Origin of the sequence: Ensifer sp. 4252 (genome assembly GCF_050434565.1) — a bacterium.
Lineage (GTDB): Bacteria > Pseudomonadota > Alphaproteobacteria > Rhizobiales > Rhizobiaceae > Ensifer.
In genome coordinates, this window is sequence record NZ_JBNDIU010000009.1 from 170,156 (window position 1) to 188,509 (window position 18,354).

Consider the following 18,354-nt stretch of genomic DNA (forward strand, 5'->3'; position numbering starts at 1 on the left):
CGACAGAGGCGCATCCTCGCCGTAGCCGCCGAGGGTATAGGCACGCTGGAAGTTGTTATGGCCAAGCGAGGAGCGTATGAGCGACCTCGATCCTATGACCTGGCAGACAGTCGTGCGTGGTATGAAACCGGATCGGTCGGCCGTTGACGAGAGGAGCGTCCAGATCGGACTGCAGCCCGATCGCGGTTTTCCGCACGGCCATAGCCCTCTTGACCCCACGGCGAGCGATATCCGTCCTCGCATTCATAACGTATCCGAGCATCATCGCCGACGGCAGGGCGTTGGAATATTGACCGGTCACGAACCGCATCAACCCTTCATCGACATATTCACCGACGAGCCCCCGCACTCCCCGCATGTAGGGAACGTTCAATCGCTTGCATTCACAAGCCAAGTAGACGTCTTCGTCATCGCCGATCGTTAGGACGAAATCGATGTTGCCGGATATCGAAACGTTGCCGTGCACATCCTCGGCGAGCAGCGTGTACTGATAGACTATTCGCCCCGGCACCAGTTTTGTTCGGATCAACGACCGGACGAGGTGCTCAGTGATATGATCCTCGTGAGTCATCGTATCTTTTATGGCTTGAAGCGGCGCGATGCAAACCGGCCACGCCGCCTCGACCGCGACGGCCATCCGCTCTTCCAGGTCGCGAAACTGGGGGAGCCACGCATCCAAGTTACCGACCAGCATGCTCAACACCATTCTGGCTGTTGCGGGCGACGGCTGCACTGAACTCAGCCGCAATCTGTTCAGCATCGGCAAGGGCCGTCGATCTGAGCCAATGGCGCAGTTGCATGGGCTTCACGAGATACATCTCGCTTCCAATAACGAAACGGAGGTCAGGCACCAACTGAACATTCCCAGGCAGGCGAACCGGCAGGTTCGCCTGTATAGAATGAAGACACGACCCAACGTCAACCAAGGCATCCTCGGTGTAGGGACCTGATTGCGCGTTTATCGTCAATTTCAGGACGCCGACATCGCCCGACTTGGCGGCGAGCGAAGCCTCGATCGGCTGCCGAAAATATGGCTGGAGCGCGTCGCATAGCGTTGCAGCGTATTCTGAGCGGTGTTCGATCCTGCAGTTGTCCCAGATCTTTTGCCTTCCGGCGCTACGTCGCGGCTGCATCGCGGGAATGATGTACTGGAAAGTATCGTCGATCAGCGCGATTTCGTGCTTGTCGAGGCCATAATATTCGAAAACCAGCTCGTCGATTTCCCGAAGAGGGTCGGTTTGCAGCGAGAGCAACGCTTTCGCGTTTGCAACTTCGCGATCGATCAACTGGACTATCTTTTCCTCTGCCTTTGCGGCTTTCGCGGGATCGGGCATGTTCTCCGGCGCATCGAACGGCAGCTTGAGCAATTCCGCCTGATGGACCTTGGCGCGATCAGCGCCGAGGTTGGCCGTGTCATGAAAGTATACCCAGGCGGCAAGACTGCTATTTAGGACAGCTGTCAAAACCTTTGCCGAACGCGTCTGCTTTTCCGGAAATGCGATAGCCTGGATAGAGTCCTGGAAAACCAGGCCCTGCTCGCTATAGGCCGCGCGTGCGCGGCCGGTGGAGCGCTCGACACCCTGCGGAATGAGAATATGCGGCGCGCTAAATCCTTCAGGGAAACCGGCGCGATGGACGACAGATGTTGGCCAAGGGTCGGTCTCGATCTCGCGAAGAGCAATGGCGCGAAACGCGTTCGCGTTCAGATATGGATGGAGCTCAACGACCGGCGCGATTTTTGTGTCATACTCGGGATCGTCCATACGATCCTCTTGCGCAGGCTTGAACCCCTGCCCGATGACCCAATCCGTCGCGCGATTGATGGTAGCCTTTGCCTTTTGGACGCTTTTGTATTCCCGGATGAAGGCACTCAGTGCAGGAATCGTCCTCAGGTATTGGAGGAGCTTTTCTTCTGGCCCTCGCGTCCACAGTCGCCGCTTGAACAGTGTCGGGTCTTTGCCGACCAGATCGGAACGAAGTCGAATGCGATCGGCCCGCGACAAGGTCATCAAGCGCTTGAGCCGCAGGTTCAGATCTGCCTTTGGCACCCAATATTCAAAGCGGTAGGGCAGCTGCTCGGCGCTTGACGGCGCGTAGAGCAAGAAGGTGGTTGGCCGCTGCGCTCCATCGAACAATTGGAAGCAAAGATCCGACAGGTTTATGACCCGCCTTATCCGCGTCTCCCGCAAGAGGCGCCGTCGCGCTGCTTGCGCTTCTTTAGAGGTGTTGTGAAGAACGCCCATGGCCGGCAGTAAAAAGGCGATGAGCCCGTCGTTTTTGACGACCTTCAAGGCCTTCCAGACAAAGCCCCACGCGATATCCTTCGCAGGATCGGGATATCCGTTGCCCTTTGCCCAGGTCTGAGCCGTCGTGACCTGACCGCTGCGGCCCTTCCACGGCGGATTGCCGATGACGGCGTCATACCGCGGTTCGTCCACCGCTGCGAAAAAGTCGGAGGCCGGCAGGAGCGTATCGCCATAGAGCGAAGGCAGGAGCTTGCCGGCCTTAAGCAGCGCCGGCAGGTCTGGTGGATTGGACTGTTCGAGCAGCGCGATGTAAACGGAGAAAGCGGCAACCCGAACGGCCGAGGGGTTGATGTCTCTGCCATGTAGCCGGCGAGCAATGGCCTTCAACTCTCCCCACGCCGCATGATGCTTATTCTCGGTCCGGCAATGGTGCGCAACGAGGCGCTGGAACAGCCGAACGAGAAAAATCCCGGACCCGCATGCCGGATCGCAGAAAACGCCGCGCATTCGCTGTTCGTCCGACAGCTCGTCCCACAATTGGTTTACGACGACGTCGGCCAGGAACATCGGCGTATAGAACGCACCATCTGCGCTTTTTTTCTCCGCTTCTTCCTTGAGAAACCGATCGTAAACCGCGCTGATGAGACCAATGGACATGTATTGGAAATCATAGCCCCACAGGCGGCGTTGCCCGGATGCCATTTCCTCGCGTCCATGCCGGAAACGTGCAAGCGTTCGCAGGTGCCGCACATCCAGCTTTGGTGGAATGGAGTCACCGGTTTCAAAGGCGCAAGGCGCATTGAAGAGATTGCCGTTGAAAGCCCCCTTCAACCAAACGAACAAGGCCTCGAAATGGGCGGGCGTATCTGCCTCAAGCATTTGTGCGAGGCTGGAGCACGTCTGGTTCGAAGCATCCTGAAACACGGCTTCCTTGATGATCTTGCGATCCTCTAGGTATGCGATGAACATCGTCTGCATCAAAAGCGCTTGGGCTGCTTCCCCGCCCAAGTCATCGCGCATGTCGCGAAACGCATCCAGGAGGTTTGATAGCAGAACGCTGTCGACCCGATTATCCGGGTCGAAGAATTTATCGTTTTCGAACCAGAACCGTCCTGACTCGGTGGAATCGATCAATTCCCGGAGTTTCAGGGCATCGGAGACGAGCGAGAGTGTCGCAACCAGGCGCGGATCGGTACGTTGTCGTTCTTCGCGCTGGAACGGCCTTTGAACCAGCGAATAGGCGACCAGCTCGTCCTCTTTAAGGACGAGAAGCAGGCTCATGAGACCCTGATTCCAAAGAATCCTGTGCAAGTCGTCAATTTGCGCGACAGACGCGTTCGGTTGGTTGAGGAAACCGACGGTCGGCACTCCCTCAATGCAAAATACCGCGACGAGCCCCAGATCGCTCAGCGCGAAACGTATTGCCTCCGCGTGCGGCCCGGGCCCCACCTCTGCGGCAGACATGTAAAGCTCAGGCGCTGTTCGCCGATCAAGAGCGAGCGCCTCCAGCCAATGCGGACCCAAGCTATCGACCACGCCATGCCCCCCCGCGGCCCATGTAGGACGCACCTATAGAGCTGTTCTTGGAACAAAACAAGAACAGACAATGGGTGAGGCTCGTCGCTCCTTTCACTTGTCCAACTCCAAAACGCCTTGTGGATCTCCGGCAAATTTCCCCGATCTCGATGCACCACGAGGCTTCTTTCTGGTGGGCGCGACACGCGCAAAGGTCGGGCTGAAATCAAGGCCGTGGCTCGACATTTCGGCGAGGAGGCTGGCGATAACTGCGAGGTGAATAGGTATCTCGCCCTTCTTCTTGTTATTTGAGATAGAATTCGGTTGCATTCCCATAAGATCCGCGAAGCGCCGGACGGTGAGTCCCGCTTTGTTTAGTTCTGCTATGAAATCGTCATAAGTCAAAGCGAAAACTACCCACACTTTAGTGAGCGTAACACATAAAATCATGTGCCTACAACGGCGGATACGGGGCCGTTACGTGATCGGAGTCTGATTCGTTCGAAGGGCGCAAGGTTCTCTGGAAAACGGCCCCATGCTCTTCCCAAGGTAGCGGGCGCATGGATGGTGCCATCATCGTCACTGGACATATCTACGCGCATCGTCACCCACTGAGAAATTGAAGATCGCTCTTGCCCACGTCACGAACAGCCGATAATTTCCAGCCCGATTCAACTTCGCCGTGCGAAAATAAATTTTCGCCTTCGACATGTCCTTATGAAGCGTTGGCGGTCCATCGGAAATTGCTCATGAGCTACGACCTATCACGGTTTTCAACACAATCCTTTGAGCGTTTCATCCAGGCGTTGGCGGTAAAAAAGTTTGGCGCGGTAACTCAGATTTTCGGGATGGGCAAGGACGGCGCGCGAGAAGCGACCTTCAACGGGAAGATCGCGATAAACAACCAGGAAATCTGGGACGGGTATACCGTCGTACAGGCGAAGTACCAGCAACTACCTGGAAAATCTCCCGAAAATGTCACTTGGCTTATCCGCCAGATTGATCTTGAGCTGAACAAGTTCGAGGACAAAAATCGAAACCTGAAGCGTCCGGATTACTACGTTCTGGCGTCAAATGTGCGCCTCAGCGCTGCCGCGGCAGACAGCGCCGGCAGTGGCGAAGGCGGTATAGACAAGGTTGAGGGGCACCTTCGACGTCGCTGCGAGAAACTTGGAATGAAGGGGTGTGCACTGTGGCACGCCGACACGCTGCAGGCGCTTCTCGATAGCGAGCCCGCTTTCAGGGCGGGTTTCGACTTCTGGGTCACGCCGGGAGACGTACTGACAGAGGCGCTTGCGAGGCTTAAGGATGATTCCGTAGAGGCTTTCTTGCCCACCTACCTAAGGAGCCATTTTCGCAAGGCTCGAGACGTCAAGACTAAAGATGCCGGTCAGACGACAAGCAGGCGAATTTTTCTTGACGATATCTTTATCGATCTTCCAGTCGATCAGTATTCCCTGTTTTCGGAAGAATTCGGCCTTGTCTTCGAACAAGAGGTCGAAGGTGCTGCAGAGCTCCAGCCGGACAGCGCCGACGATTCGGAGACACTGGAAATCGACCTTGACGATCTGCATGATGATCAAGAAGGTGAGCCTCCAGCCACCATTGTGCGCACGGTTGTAGAACGATGTGCTGACAAATTCTCGCGTAACTCCTCCAGCGAGGCCGAGAGCACATCTCGACGTCGCAACTGTGTTGTTATCATTGGCGGACCGGGCCAAGGGAAGTCGACGCTCTCGCAGTTTCTGGCACAGATTTATAGAGCGCGGCTCCTAAGTGTCATGCCCGGCAATACCGACGATCTTCCCGAACTGATTGAGCATGTGTTGCAGCGTGCAGAAAGTGAGGGGATTCGCTTGACCGGGCCGTCCCGTTTCCCGGTTTCTGTCGATCTGCCCGTATTTGCCGATGCACTGAGCCGTCGTATGCAGCTTGGACATCCGTACTCCTTACTTACCCATATTGCAGAAATCATCCCCAATGGTGAAGGCAATCTGTCTGTCGCTTCATTACGACGCTGGCTTGCTGCCGTACCAACGATCTTCATTCTGGATGGGCTCGATGAGGTTCCTCATTCCAGTAATCGGGCAGAGGTTGTTGCGGCCATCTCCGACCTGACTGATACGCTCAACGACCTTGACGCCGACTTCTTTTGTCTTGTTACCAGTCGCCCACAGGGCTACCAAAACGAGTTATCTTCAAAGGTCTTTTCACATTGGGACATGGCCAGCCTCGACCGCGAAGATGCACTACGCTACGGGCACCAACTGGCGACTGTTTTGGTTTCCGACGAAGCCCGCCGGCAAGAAATTATGGACAGTCTTTCAGCCGCGGCAAAGGAAGAGGCTACGGCGCCTCTTATGACGAGCCCGCTGCAAGTGTCACTGCTCTTTGCGCTCGTCGAAACACGCAACAATATTCCAAAGGACCGCTGGACGCTGTTTTACCGCTACTACGAGATCCTGCGCGATCGCGAGATCGCGAAAGGCGGGGAAAGCGGTGAGCTAATCGGTCAGTACCGCAATGAAATAGATCGGCTGCATTACGAGATCGGCTACCTTCTTCACCTCAGGGGCGAAGAGAGCGGAGGAGCAAATTCATATCTGACTGAAAACGAGTTCACCGGTATTGTGGCGGCACAATTACAGCGGTCGGGCTACGAAGATGGCCAGGAGGCGCTGGCAGCCAGAATTGTGAATCTGGCCACCTTGCGTCTGGTCTTTCTCCGCTGTCGGACTGACGGGCAAATCGCCTTCGACGTCAGGTCGCTTCAGGAGTTCATGGCGGCTGCACGAATTATGACCAGTCCAGAGTCGCTGATAAAGGCAAGGCTGCGCAAGATCGCAGGGATCTCCCACTGGCTGCACGTATTCAAGATTGCTTGCAGCAAGGTCTACTCTTCGGCCGACCTCGAGGAGCTGCGGGAAGAAATCACCGCGATACTTGATGGCCTCGATTCCGGAGATCGCAACCCAGAAGATGCGCTTATTATGAGTGGTGCCCGGCTCGCGGCCCAGATGCTGGGAGATGGTGTCCCGGGACAGGCGCCCTCGGCAAAACGAAATCTATTGTCACGCGCGATGCGCCTAGTTGGTACGCCGGATCCCGCCGTGCCACAGCTGCTTCAGCACGCGATTGATGCGTCAACCATGAAATCGGTTGAGACACTTCTTATCCAGCATTTGCGAGAGCCGGGGATCCGTCGAGATCAGTCGATGCGGCTATTAGCGCTCCTTGGCAATGCGGAGAACGAAACTTTGCGACAATGGTCATCAGCATTGCTCGGGCGATGGCTGCCGTCAGAAAATACCGAGGTTCTAGAACTGGCAAACGGCAGGTTCTTAGTGAAGGGCAATATCCGCCAGCGAGTGTTTGAAGCGCTGTGGCGTGTGCCAATCGCCCAGGCCCGCTCGTGGATTGAGAATGTTGAGCCTTCGGAGCGGCTAACAGATGACGGGGAGCTCTTCAGAAGATTCGGTATAAAAAGCACATCGCTGGACTCGACTCGTCTTCGTTTCGATGGAGTAGGGCCCAGCGATGTATCGTTTTCCTACCGCAAGATCCGCAACATCGTTCGGCCCTCCAACATTCCGGATGACGCACATACTGAGTGGAAGATTGTCCATTCCATTGGAGAATTCAGCAGTGATCCTACCCTGGAACGGTTGGGGCGCCTTGCCACTGTTCTTGCGTCACAAAATCCAGCAGATATCCCCACGAAAGAGTTGCCGTGGATTGTTGCAGCGGCACTGAAGATGGCAACAAGCAGCGAGGCCGTGGCCAAAATTGAAGCGGGCGCGCTGGGGCAGCCAGACGATTGGCTGGCTGCGGAAAATCGGTGGGAAGAAGGAATAACGTTCGACGAGCTTGAGACCAATGTTTCCACGCCCCTCAGGCTCCAGCCGCTGCTGCTGCGATTGATCCCTACGTCGAGGAAATTCGAGCAAGACGAAGAGGCCAGCCGGTTGTTCTTGCAAAAGCTGCTGAACATTGCCGAAAGCGCGGCCTCGCCCGGCGTCTACAAGAAAGCGCTGCGACGAGCTCTCGCAAGATATCCGCGACAAGCAGTATCAGATCATCTCGTTGAATATCTTAGCCAGCGTGTGCGAGAAGCCGTGTCGGACGTCGACATTACGCAAGAAGTCGCCGCAAACTTGTCTATCAAGGGCGGATTGGCAGATGCCCGTATACGGGAAAATCTCCGTCAGCTTTGTTCCAAATCTACATCGCTAAGAGCGATTCGTGTAGCAGGCGCTTCAGCACCAGAGTTGGTAAAGCTCTTTATCGAAACCGAAGAGCGGCACTACCTCGTGCTTCTAGCGTCGGTTCTTATCGTTGAAAACACTAGGCGGAGGCAGTCCCTCATCCAACCGTTCTCCACGAAAATCGAGAGCGTCGCTGGAGACGATAGACTGACCAGAGAAGCAATCCACACATTGAAGCTCTGCTATGGTGTTTCCGCTGACTTCACCGCCCTTCCGACCTTGTCGCCGTTAATAGTGAAGCGCCTTGTTGAACACGGTTCCGGGCGCTCGGCCACCCAAGCCAGGTTTTTCCAGGATTTCTGCTATTGGCGCCTGTCCAATGACACCACCGGCCTCGTACCCCTGCACAGCCTTCTTAGCGAGATAATGGAGAAAGCCAAATCGGGCTTGCGAGACGCTGGAACCTTTGAAGCGCTGAAACTGCCAAAACCGGTTTAGTTGGAGGGCCTCTCGGTCAAATCGTGACGGAACGCGCACCCACCACGCCACCATTGTCAGGGATTCCGAAGCTCGTCGAATAACTGTTAAGTTGCCTTCGTAAGGGACGTGGCTCCGTCCTCAACTTCTGCCCGGCTCACCGTCCCGGCGCCAAGATCCGCCCCTTTCGCGAGCTCTTTTTGCGTCCCAGCGGAGCAGAGCACGAGTCGAGCGCCGGTTGTCAGATTTTGCTGCACCCGAGCCTTTCAGCGCCTCGGTTATCGGCAGCTCCGTGACTATCCTAGGATCGCTTACGGAGTCGATCTTTTGAAACGAACACCCACGCCGCCACCATTCTCAGAGATGAACTCGATTCCGGCGGTTTCAAGAGATCGTCGAATTGCTGTCAAGTTGGCACTCGTAAGGGACGTAGCCCCGTCCTCGACCTCTGCGCGGCTCACCGTCGCGACGCCGATACCTGCTGCTTTCGCGAGCTCTTTTGCGCTCCAGCGAAGCAGAGCACGAGCCGCCCGCATTTGAGCGCCAGTGATTTCATGGGCATCATGTGATTTCGAATTGATCAAATCGGACTCGTGTGCTACCTAGACGTTACTTGATACTCCAGTCCGCCTCGAATGGTGGTGCCAAGGGAACTGACGGCTACATCCGGTGCGCCAACACCGAATGCAGCCTGACCACAACCAAGCTTACGGGAGCTCGGATCATGGCTGATTCCGACAATAGCAGAACTTTGTCTACGGTCACCCGGAGAGATTTTCATTCTCTCGTGGCGGCGTCATTACCCACAAATCCAGAGGTTGCGGCCCATCAGAATCCAGGGTTTAGCCGTTGCGCCGATGATCCCGCGGTCGCAGCTTGGCACCGGTGGTGCAACGCCTGGCAACGTTTGAGCGAATCGACCGCAAATCAGCAGCGGATCGAGACAAAGCTCTTCCAGGCGGCAGACACGCCGATTGGGCGCGACGCAGACTATGGTCAGGCGCTCGAAGCCGAGGAACGCGCGGCGATTGCCGAGGACGAAGCGGCAGCCGCCCTGTGGAACACGCCAGCGAAGTCGGTCGCTGGCGCCGCCGCCAAACTCGATGCGATCCTGAGCCGCGGGCAGCCCTCCCCCATCAGTCCCTGCGAGCCGTGGCCACAAATCCGGGTGTTCATCGCGGAGCTTCTCGGGATCGACAAGGCTCATGAGCGGCCGCGTCGTCCTGCCGAGCGCGACCGCCAACCCGCTCCACAGAGCGGCTGAACATCCCGGCCGCTGCAGGCGGGCAACACCCGGCATCTCGGCGCCGGGTTCAGACCATCGATCGATGAGCCCCGCGTTGGAGACCCTCCGGCGCGATCACTCCGACTCTGTCAAAAACCAAAAAGGAACGCACATGAAACTGGGAAGACTCTTTCGGCCGCGCCTGCTGTCGGCGCTTTTGCTGTCCGTCTCGCTCTGGAGTGGAGCATCGACGCCGGCTCTGGCGCAGGAACAGGGCGAACTGCGGATCGGCACCTCCTACAAGCTGATGACGCTCGATCCGCACTATGCCAACCTCAACGAGAACACCTCTCTGCTCTCGCATATCTATGAGCGACTTGTTTATCAGGACGAGGCGCTGGAGCTGAAGCCTGGCCTTGCTGCCTCCTGGCGCGCTGTGTCCCCGACCCAGTGGGAGTTCAAGCTGCGCGATGGCGTCCGCTTTCATGACGGCTCGGTGTTTGACGCCGATGACGTCGCCTATTCTATCGAGCGCATCCGGGACTTCCTCAAGCCGCCGAGTGGCGGGTTTCGCTCGGCAGTGAGCGGCATCAAGTCGGTGTCTGCTCCCGACCCGTTGACGGTCCTCATCGAAGCCAACGGTCCCGTGCCCACCCTGCCCCTCACCTTCTCCTCCATCTTCATGATGAACAAGCCGGCTAACGGCTTCGAGACGACCGAGGCGCTCAATGCCGGTTCGCCCCCCAATGGTACCGGACCATACCGGTTCGAGAGCTGGAGCTCCGGCGAGAGCCTGAGGTTGGTTCGCAATGATGCCTACTGGGGCGGTAAGCCCGCCTGGCCGAAGGTCGGCTTCCGCGTGATCGAGAACCCCGCCGCTCGGGTGGCAGCGCTCAGCACCGGTGAGGTCGATGTCGCCGATAGCATCCCGGCCCGCGATGTCGATGGATTGAAACATCGCGGCGCGTGGATTGCGAGCGTCGGTGCCGCCCGCATCAATTTCGTCCAGTTCGATGTGGCCCGCGACACGCTTCCCGGTGTGACCGACAAGGCGGGTGCGCCGATCTCCAATCCGTTTAAGAACCCGCGCGTCCGACGGGCGCTGGCGCTCGCGACCGACCGCGGCATTCTCGTCGACAAGATCCTTGCCGGCTATGGCACGGCGGCATCGCAGGTGTTTCCGACCGGTCTGCCGGGCACGTCGGACAAGCTTTTGCCCGAGAAACCCGACTACGAGCAGGCGAAGGCGTTGCTGGCTGAGGCCGGATATCCTGACGGCTTCAACCTGGTGCTTGCCGGACCGGCCGGTCGTTATCCCGGCGACGCCGAAAGCCTTCAGGCAATCGCGCAGAGCTGGGCCCGTATAGGCGTGACGGCACAGCCATCGGCCGCACCCTTCTCGGTGTTCAACACCAAGCGTGCCGCCGGCGACTATGCCGTCTGGTATGGGGGCACCTCCGGCGAGGCCGTCGACATCATCCTTCGCGCGTTGGCCGCCTCGCCGGACCGGGAGCGCGGGACCGGAGCGCTGAACTTCGGCAAATATCAGAACGTAGCCTTCGACGCTAAGCTGGCTCAGGCCGAGAGCGTTGCGGTTGGGCCGGAGCGCAATGCCGCACTGGCGGAAGCAACTGAGGTTGTCATGGCGGACCAGCCGATCATCCCGCTCTACCATTTCCATCACATCGTCGGTTACGGACCGCGCATCGGCTCCTACGTCATGCATCCGCGCGGCTGGACCACGGCGATGCAGACCTTGGCCGCGGCGGAGTAGATGCTGATGGGCATGATCTCGCTCACATTCGGAAGGTTGTCACAGGCCCTTCTCCTTCTCATCGCCATGTCGCTGATCGGCTTTGTTGGCATCCACAGCGTCGGCAATCCGGTCTTCAACGTCGTCAACATCGAAACCGCCACGCCTGAGGACATTCGGCTAGCCACAATCGCGCTCGGTCTCGATCAGCCGATCTGGCGCCAGTACCTCGTCTTCGTCGGCAATGTCGTCAGCGGCGACTTCGGCACCTCCTACATCTATCATCAGCCGGCCTTCACGCTGGTGATGAGCAAGCTGCCGGCAACGCTGGAGCTTGCCTCGATCGCCATGCTGATCGCAGCCCCCCTTGGAACCGGGCTCGGCCTTCTTGCCGGCCGGCGCGTGGGCTCGCTGTTCGATCGAGCCCTGCTGAACAGCAGCGTCTCGGCGCTGAGCATTCCCTCTTTCTGGCTGGCGATGATGCTGATCCTCGTCGGGGCCATCCTCACTGGCTGGTTTCCCTCCGGTGGCAGAGGGGCAACCGAACGTGTCTTCGGTGAGGACTGGAGCTGGCTGACCTCCAGCGGCCTCTGGCACCTTGTGCTGCCGGCGCTGGCGCTTGCCATACCGAACATCGCGTTGATCGCACGGCTGTCGCGCTCCGGCACGATCGAGGTCGAGAGCCAGGATTTTGCCCGCTTCTGCCGCGCCAAGGGGCTGTCGTCGCGGCGCATCCTGATGCGTCACACGCTGCCGAACATCAGCGTTCCGATCGTGACGATCATCGGCCTGCAGTTCGGCGGCATGCTCGCCTTTGCCGTGGTGGTGGAATCGATCTTCTCGTGGCCGGGCGTCGGCAAGCTCCTGATCGATTCCATCCAGTTGCTCGATCGGCCGGTGGTGATGGCGACGCTCACCTTCATTGCCGTCGCCTTCGTCGGGCTCAACGCCCTCGTCGATCTCTTCTACGCCGTGCTCGATCCGCGCGTGCGCCTGTCTTCCTGAAGGGGACCGTCATGAAAGCCCAAATCCTGAGCGCCTTTAAGAAGCGCCGGCGCGGACCGGTCCTCACCCTGTCCAAAATACTGCTCGTGAGCTACGTGCTGGTTGCCATTGCCGCACCGTTGATCGCACCGCAGAACCCTTACGACCCGCTTCAGATCTTTGGCTGGGAGGCCTCGTCGCCGCCAGGAACAATGGGAAGCGGTGGTTACCTCTATCTGCTGGGCACCGATGGGCTCGGTCGCGATATCGTCAGCACGATCCTTTATGGTCTGCGCATCAGCCTGGTGGTGTCGATTGTCAGTTCAGCCCTTGCCGCCCTGATCGGGCTGACGGCCGGTGTCAGTGCCGCCTACTTCGGCAAATGGGTCGATGTCGCCATCATGCGGGTCGTCGACCTGCAGCTCAGCCTGCCGACCATCCTGATTGCGCTGATTGCCATCGTCACGCTTGGACCGGGCATCGACCGGATCATCCTGGCGCTCGTCATCGTGCAATGGGCGACCTATGCGCGGATCGCCCGTGGCGTGGCGTTAAGCGAGGTCAAGAAGCCCTACATGGATGCGGCCCGGCTGATGCGGCTTCCGACATCACGGATCATCTTCCGCCACCTGCTGCCCAACAGCATCGCGCCTGCCATCACGCTCATCCCGATCGAGGTCGGCCATGCGGTGGCGCTGGAGGCGACGCTGTCGTTCCTCGGCTTGGGTGTTCCGATCGACAAGCCCTCGCTCGGCTCTGCCGTTGCCAACGGCTTCCAGTATCTCATGACCGGCCAATACTGGATCAGCCTGTTTCCGGGTCTCGCCCTCTTCGGCCTGATCGCTTCCATCAATCTCGTTGGCGAGGACGTTCGCCGCAGCCTCGATCCAAGGAACCAGACGCGATGACAGTGGAACAGATCACCCCCGCCCTGCAGTCGTCCTCACTTCGACTGCCGCCATCACCGCCCTTATTGCGGGTCGAGAACCTCGGCCTTCGCCATGTCTCCCCGACCGGCTCGACGACGATCCTGAGCGACGTCAGCTTTGAGCTTGGACGCGGCGAGATCCTTGGGATCATCGGTGAATCCGGCGCTGGCAAATCGACCGTCGGCAACGCCATCCTCGGACTGCTTGCGCCGGAGTTCCAGCAGACATCGGGAACGATCGCTTTCGACGGCAAGGGCTTCGACGAGATGACGACCGGGGAGCGTGAGGCACTTCGGGGCAAGCGCATCTCGGCGATCTTCCAGGATCACACCGCCTCGCTCGATCCGCTGATGAGTGTTGGCGCGCAGGTTGAGGAAACCTGCCTTGCGGTCGATGGGGCCCTGTCGAGACGCGAAGCCAGTGTTCGCGCCATCGCCCTTCTGGCGCGTGTCGGCATTCCGGAACCGGAGCGGCGCTATGGCAATTACCCGCACCAGTTCTCCGGTGGCCAGCGGCAGCGCATTGTCATCGCCATCGCCCTTGCCGGCTCTCCCGACATCATCATCGCCGACGAGCCGACCTCGGCACTCGATGCCACGGTGCAGAAGCAGGTGCTGCAATTGCTGAGAACACTTGTCGATGAGACCGGTGTCTCCGTCATTCTTGTCACCCACGACATGGGCGTGATCTCCGAGATCACCGACCGGGTGCTGGTCATGAAGAAGGGCCAGGTGGTGGAGACGGATGAGACGGAAGCCATCCTCGATCGACCACGCCAAGACTATACGAAGAAGCTGCTCGCCGCCGTTCCAAGGCTTCGCATCCCGGCACAGGTTGCGACCGCTGAAGACAAGGTGGCAGACAGCGATGATCCGGACGGTTGTGTTGCCGCCGGGGAGGCTGAGCGCCTGCTGCTTGTGGCCGAAGGCATCTCGAAAGAGTTCATGTCGCGAGGATTTGGGTACTGGCGGAAGCGGCCAGGTTTCGGCCTGCGCGGTGTTGGCATCCGCCTGCCGCGTGGCACGATCACGGGCATCGTTGGCGAGAGTGGCAGCGGCAAGACCACCTTCGGCCGCATCCTCGCCGGTCTCGACACGGCGCATCAAGGCCGGATTGTGATTGGCGAGCAAAGCTATGAGGCGGCCTCAAGCGGCCGGCGCAGCGGTCTTCTCGGCCGGGTGCAGATGATCTTCCAGGATCCGTCCGTGTCGCTGAACCCGCGGTTGACGGTCGGCGAGACGCTGGAGGAAAGCATTCTCTTTGGTGCGCAGGTGAGTTCTAGGGACGGACCGGCTTCCGAGGCGGCCGCCAAGATGATGGAGCGGCTGGGCCTTGCTCGAAATTTGCTTGCCCGCCAGCCGCATCAGCTCTCCGGCGGTCAGAAGCAACGCGTCTGCATCGCCCGGGCGCTGCTTGCAAACCCTGAAATCATTGTTGCCGATGAGCCTACCTCGGCGCTTGACGTCTCGGTTCAAGCCGAGATCGTCAGTCTGCTGAAGGAGACCATCGCTGAGCGCGGCATGACGATGGTGTTCATCTCCCATGATCTCGCCATCGTGCAGGCCATGTGCAGCGCCGTCTACATCTTCAAAAACGGTCGGGTCGAGGATTTTGGGTCCTCGGACTTCATCTTCTCGCGCTCCGACAATCCCTACACCCGCGCCCTGGTTGCCGCCCGGCCTGATCGCTTCACGTGCTGAGGAGCGCGCAAGTCCTCAACGTGCGGATCCAACCCGCAACCACCAGGCATTCGAAACGGCCGGTGCGCATCGCCCAAGAAAGTCCTCCCATGAACGAACACTTCACCCTGGCCGTGACCGGCCAATCGCTGATCAAACACGATATCCGTAACACCACCGCTCCGGCCTTCCGCAGGGTTCAGTCTGTGCTTCGTGAGGCCGACCTCGCCTTCACCAACTTCGAAGGCACAATCCTTGGGCGTCACGGCGGCTGGCCGCTTAAAGGCTCGTTCTTCGGCTGCAGTGATCCGATCGTGCTCGATACCCTTCAGGACATCGGCTTCCAGGCGCTGTCGCTTTCGAACAACCATGCCTTCGACCTCGGTCCCTCAGGCGTGTTGTCGACGCTGGAGGAGGTCGAGAAGCGCAACTTCCTCCATGCCGGTCTAGGCCACGACCATGCGACAGTGTCGCGGGCGAGCACCGCGACGATATCCGGGCGGCCGGTTGCGATCGTGGCCATGGACGGAGGTCCCGGTCCGGACTTCATGTATGCCGCAGACGCAGATGAAGGCCGGCCTGCACGCCCGGGCGTCAATCGGCTGGGGATCACCCAGAGAATCTCTGTCGACGGGCCCGCATTCGAACAGTTGGCAGCGATCCGCGACCAGATCGGCTATACGGCGATCGATCTTGCCAATGACAGTCAACCGGATGATCGCCCGCACCTCGACCCGGACACCGAGATCGCCATTGCCCGCGCTGTGTTCAAGCGCTCCGACCGATGCGGACGAAGCGTCAGCATCAATGAGACGGATCTTGAGAGGAATCTTGCCGCAATCGCCACCGCGGCCAAGGACGGATCGCTGGTGGTCGCCTATCTGCATCATCATCATTGGGCGTCCGACTGGTACCAGGTTCCGGACTGGGTGAGTGGCGTCGCCAAAGCCTGTATCGATGCGGGGGCGTCGATGTTCGTCAGCCACGGCGCCCCGGTGCTCCAGCCGATCGAGATCCATCGCGGCCGGCCGATCTTCTACAGTCTCGGCAACTTCATCTTTCACGTGCGCTCGGAGAAATCGACCTGGACGGCACCGGAAGTCTGGGAGAGCGTCGTTGCGGTCTCCACCTTCGGCGCCGATAACCGTCTCGTCGAGATCACGCTGCATCCGGTTGTCATTGGTGGTGATGCGGCATTGCGGGACGGGGTGTTGGAGCGGCGCCTGGCGCCGCATCTTGCGGTCGGCGACAGGGCCAAGCGCATCCTTGGACGGCTGTCAGAACAATCGGCCGGGCTCGGCGTCGATATCCAGGTCTCGGATGGTGTCGGCATCATCCGCATCTAGTCGGTGTTGTATCGGCTGATCGCCAGAACAAGGCGGGCCGACACGGCCCGCATCTTGCGCACGAGGAATAACCATGGACGTCCGTAAAGAACTCATCAGCCGCTTCTTCCGCTATGCTGCGATCGACAGCCAAAGCAATGGCAGTGAACAATCCTTGCCCTCGTCGCCGGGACAGGCGGCACTCGCCGCCCTGCTTGCCGACGAGATGCGGGCTCTTGGCTTGCAGGACGTTCTCGTTGATGCTCGTGCCATCGTCACAGGTGTCAAACGCGGTAGTCGGCCCGACGCTCCTTCGATCGGCTTTATCGCCCATCTCGACACCGTCGACGTCGGACTTTCGCCCGTCATCAGCCCGCAGATCCTGCGCTTCGAGGGCAAGAATCTTTGCCTCAACGCGGCGGAGGATATTTGGCTGCGGGTCGCCGAGCATCCGGAGATTCGCCCTTGGATGGGTGAGGACATCATCGTCGGTGACGGCACCAGTGTGCTCGGCGCAGACAACAAGGCGGCAATCGCCGTGATCATGACGCTGCTTGGCCGGTTGGATCAACAGGAGCTCGGCGATGTCTTCGTCGCCTTCGTGCCCGACGAGGAAATCGGCTTGCGCGGAGCCAAGGCGCTCGACCTTGCACGCTTTCCTTGCGACTTTGCCTATACGATCGACTGCTGCGAACTGGGCGAAGTCGCGCTCGAGACCTTCAATGCCGCCTCCGCAGAGATCGCCTTTACCGGGGTCAGCGCCCATCCGATGTCGGCAAAGGGCACGCTGGTCAATCCGCTCACGATGGCAATGGACTTTATCTCCCACTTCGAGCGCAACGACACGCCCGAAAACACCGCCGGTCGCCAGGGCTTCTTCTGGTTCAAGGATCTCGTCGCCAATGACAGCGAGGCGACCCTGACCTGCCTGATCCGCGACTTCGACACCGAGGGCTTTGATCAGCGCAAGCGAGGGATCGCCGAGGTGGCTGAGCGGATCCAGTTGGATTATCCCACCGGGAACGTCCACCACCAGATCACCGACACCTATCGAAACATCGCAACCAGTCTTGTTCACGACGATCGCGCCGTCGCTCTATTGTTTCAGGCGATGGGCGAGCTCGGGATTGAGAAGAAGCTTATCTCGATGCGCGGTGGCACCGATGGCGCGGTGCTTTCGGCCAGAGGCGTCCCGACGCCGAACTTCTTTACCGGCGCCCATAACTTCCATTCGCGTTTTGAGTTCCTGCCGGTTCCGGCGTTCGAACAATCGTTCGAAGTCGCGTTGGGGATTTGTCGATTGGCGGCAGTCATCTGTGCGCGTTCTTGAAAGAGTGAGCCTGCGCGAGCCGCTCATGTATTCGCCCAGGTTGCTTGCACTCGTTTCGAAGCCGAATTGCCATCAGGCGTTTTGTTTGGCGCTCTGCGTGTTCGAGTGTGGCTCTTCATGCGTCATATCGATCAAGCATCTTCCTGAGCTGCGTGTTCTGCAAACGCAACTTTGCCGTAAGCTGGCGCCTAAGCTGCATGACTTCTGCGTCCAGTGCAGCAACCTCCTCGAGGAAGGTCATTGGCGGTCGCTGAGCTGCGGAGTTGGCGCTTGCGAATTCCACGTCGCCACGAACGGTCCCGTCCTTAACCCTTTTGGTTTTCGTCCGGGGTTGTGCGTTCGAGGGCCTTGGTTGCGTGGATCGTGCGCGATCCGGAAGCAACGCATGATTGCCAGTTGGCCGATCGAGCGAACGGCTGGCCGCCTCTCTGCTTTGGTCGACGGGCGTGGCAATGGGTTCCGAAGTTGCGACATCAAGAGTGGCCGCCATCTCATTGGACGCTTCCACCATCGGCTCCGCAGGTGCGCCATCCGGAAGACTTTGTGCCGATGGGGCATCTACCGACGCAACTGGTGGCGTATGAGCCTTGTCGGTCGTGTTTTCCGGCGCGCGCTCCGCTTCCTTTGCCGCTCGCCCCAGAGACGCAAGTTCAACCAGATACTTCCATGGTGATTTCATCGTGTGG

The 18,354-nt window shown here is 59.2% G+C and carries 13 protein-coding genes; 8 read left to right on the forward strand and 5 right to left on the reverse strand.

Translation table 11 applies throughout. The features are described from left to right. Nucleotides 1–55: 55 nt before the first annotated feature. The 3 genes from ABIE33_RS18625 to ABIE33_RS18635 all read right to left on the reverse strand — a co-directional run bounded on the left by ABIE33_RS18625 (nucleotide 56) and on the right by ABIE33_RS18635 (nucleotide 4,166). Nucleotides 56–694, reverse strand: coding sequence for a hypothetical protein (locus ABIE33_RS18625; RefSeq protein WP_429127812.1), 639 nt, complete (start codon nucleotides 692–694; stop codon nucleotides 56–58). Continuing rightward, nucleotides 681–3,710: an HsdM family class I SAM-dependent methyltransferase gene (locus tag ABIE33_RS18630; protein ID WP_429127815.1), complete on the reverse strand. Its 3,030-nt coding sequence runs from the start codon at nucleotides 3,708–3,710 to the stop codon at nucleotides 681–683. The genes ABIE33_RS18625 and ABIE33_RS18630 overlap by 14 nt, the downstream gene beginning before the upstream one ends. Nucleotides 3,711–3,875: 165 nt before the next feature. Next, on the reverse strand, nucleotides 3,876–4,166 hold the full coding sequence (locus ABIE33_RS18635; RefSeq protein ID WP_429127817.1) for an XRE family transcriptional regulator: 291 nt from the start codon (nucleotides 4,164–4,166) through the stop codon (nucleotides 3,876–3,878). A gap of 344 nt (nucleotides 4,167–4,510) precedes the next feature. Between ABIE33_RS18635 and ABIE33_RS18640 the strand changes: the two genes are divergently transcribed. Then, entirely contained in the window at nucleotides 4,511–8,464 is a 3,954-nt protein-coding gene (locus ABIE33_RS18640) for an NACHT domain-containing protein (protein ID WP_429127820.1), read from the forward strand. A 290-nt stretch (nucleotides 8,465–8,754) separates the two neighbouring features. Here the strand turns inward: ABIE33_RS18640 and ABIE33_RS18645 are convergent, their stop codons facing one another. After that, a complete protein-coding gene (locus ABIE33_RS18645) occupies nucleotides 8,755–8,979 on the reverse strand; it encodes a helix-turn-helix domain-containing protein (RefSeq protein WP_429127974.1) in 225 nt (74 codons plus the stop codon). A gap of 188 nt (nucleotides 8,980–9,167) precedes the next feature. Between ABIE33_RS18645 and ABIE33_RS18650 the strand changes: the two genes are divergently transcribed. The 7 genes from ABIE33_RS18650 to pepT all read left to right on the forward strand — a co-directional run bounded on the left by ABIE33_RS18650 (nucleotide 9,168) and on the right by pepT (nucleotide 17,668). Further along, nucleotides 9,168–9,707 (forward strand): hypothetical protein, encoded by a 540-nt coding sequence (locus ABIE33_RS18650; RefSeq protein WP_429127823.1) that lies wholly within the window; start codon nucleotides 9,168–9,170, stop codon nucleotides 9,705–9,707. 133 nt (nucleotides 9,708–9,840) lie between these two features. Beyond that, entirely contained in the window at nucleotides 9,841–11,442 is a 1,602-nt protein-coding gene (locus tag ABIE33_RS18655) for an ABC transporter substrate-binding protein (RefSeq protein WP_429127826.1), read from the forward strand. A gap of 6 nt (nucleotides 11,443–11,448) precedes the next feature. Continuing rightward, nucleotides 11,449–12,426 carry an ABC transporter permease gene (locus ABIE33_RS18660; protein WP_429127829.1) on the forward strand — a complete coding sequence of 326 codons (978 nt, stop codon included), beginning with the start codon at nucleotides 11,449–11,451 and terminating at the stop codon, nucleotides 12,424–12,426. Between the two features lie 11 nt (nucleotides 12,427–12,437). Next, nucleotides 12,438–13,313 (forward strand): ABC transporter permease, encoded by an 876-nt coding sequence (locus tag ABIE33_RS18665; protein ID WP_429127832.1) that lies wholly within the window; start codon nucleotides 12,438–12,440, stop codon nucleotides 13,311–13,313. Then, nucleotides 13,310–15,034 carry a dipeptide ABC transporter ATP-binding protein gene (locus ABIE33_RS18670; RefSeq protein ID WP_429127835.1) on the forward strand — a complete coding sequence of 575 codons (1,725 nt, stop codon included), beginning with the start codon at nucleotides 13,310–13,312 and terminating at the stop codon, nucleotides 15,032–15,034. Before ABIE33_RS18665 ends, ABIE33_RS18670 begins: the two co-directional genes overlap by 4 nt. 89 nt (nucleotides 15,035–15,123) lie before the next feature. After that, complete coding sequence (locus tag ABIE33_RS18675) at nucleotides 15,124–16,359, forward strand: CapA family protein (protein ID WP_429127838.1); 1,236 nt, start codon at nucleotides 15,124–15,126, stop codon at nucleotides 16,357–16,359. A 73-nt stretch (nucleotides 16,360–16,432) separates the two neighbouring features. Further along, a complete protein-coding gene (pepT, locus tag ABIE33_RS18680) occupies nucleotides 16,433–17,668 on the forward strand; it encodes a peptidase T (RefSeq protein WP_429127840.1) in 1,236 nt (411 codons plus the stop codon). Nucleotides 17,669–17,783: 115 nt separating this feature from the next. On the opposite strand, the gene ABIE33_RS18685 is transcribed toward pepT, so the two are convergent. Further along, nucleotides 17,784–18,347 carry a hypothetical protein gene (locus ABIE33_RS18685; RefSeq protein ID WP_429127843.1) on the reverse strand — a complete coding sequence of 188 codons (564 nt, stop codon included), beginning with the start codon at nucleotides 18,345–18,347 and terminating at the stop codon, nucleotides 17,784–17,786. Nucleotides 18,348–18,354 lie beyond the last annotated feature (7 nt).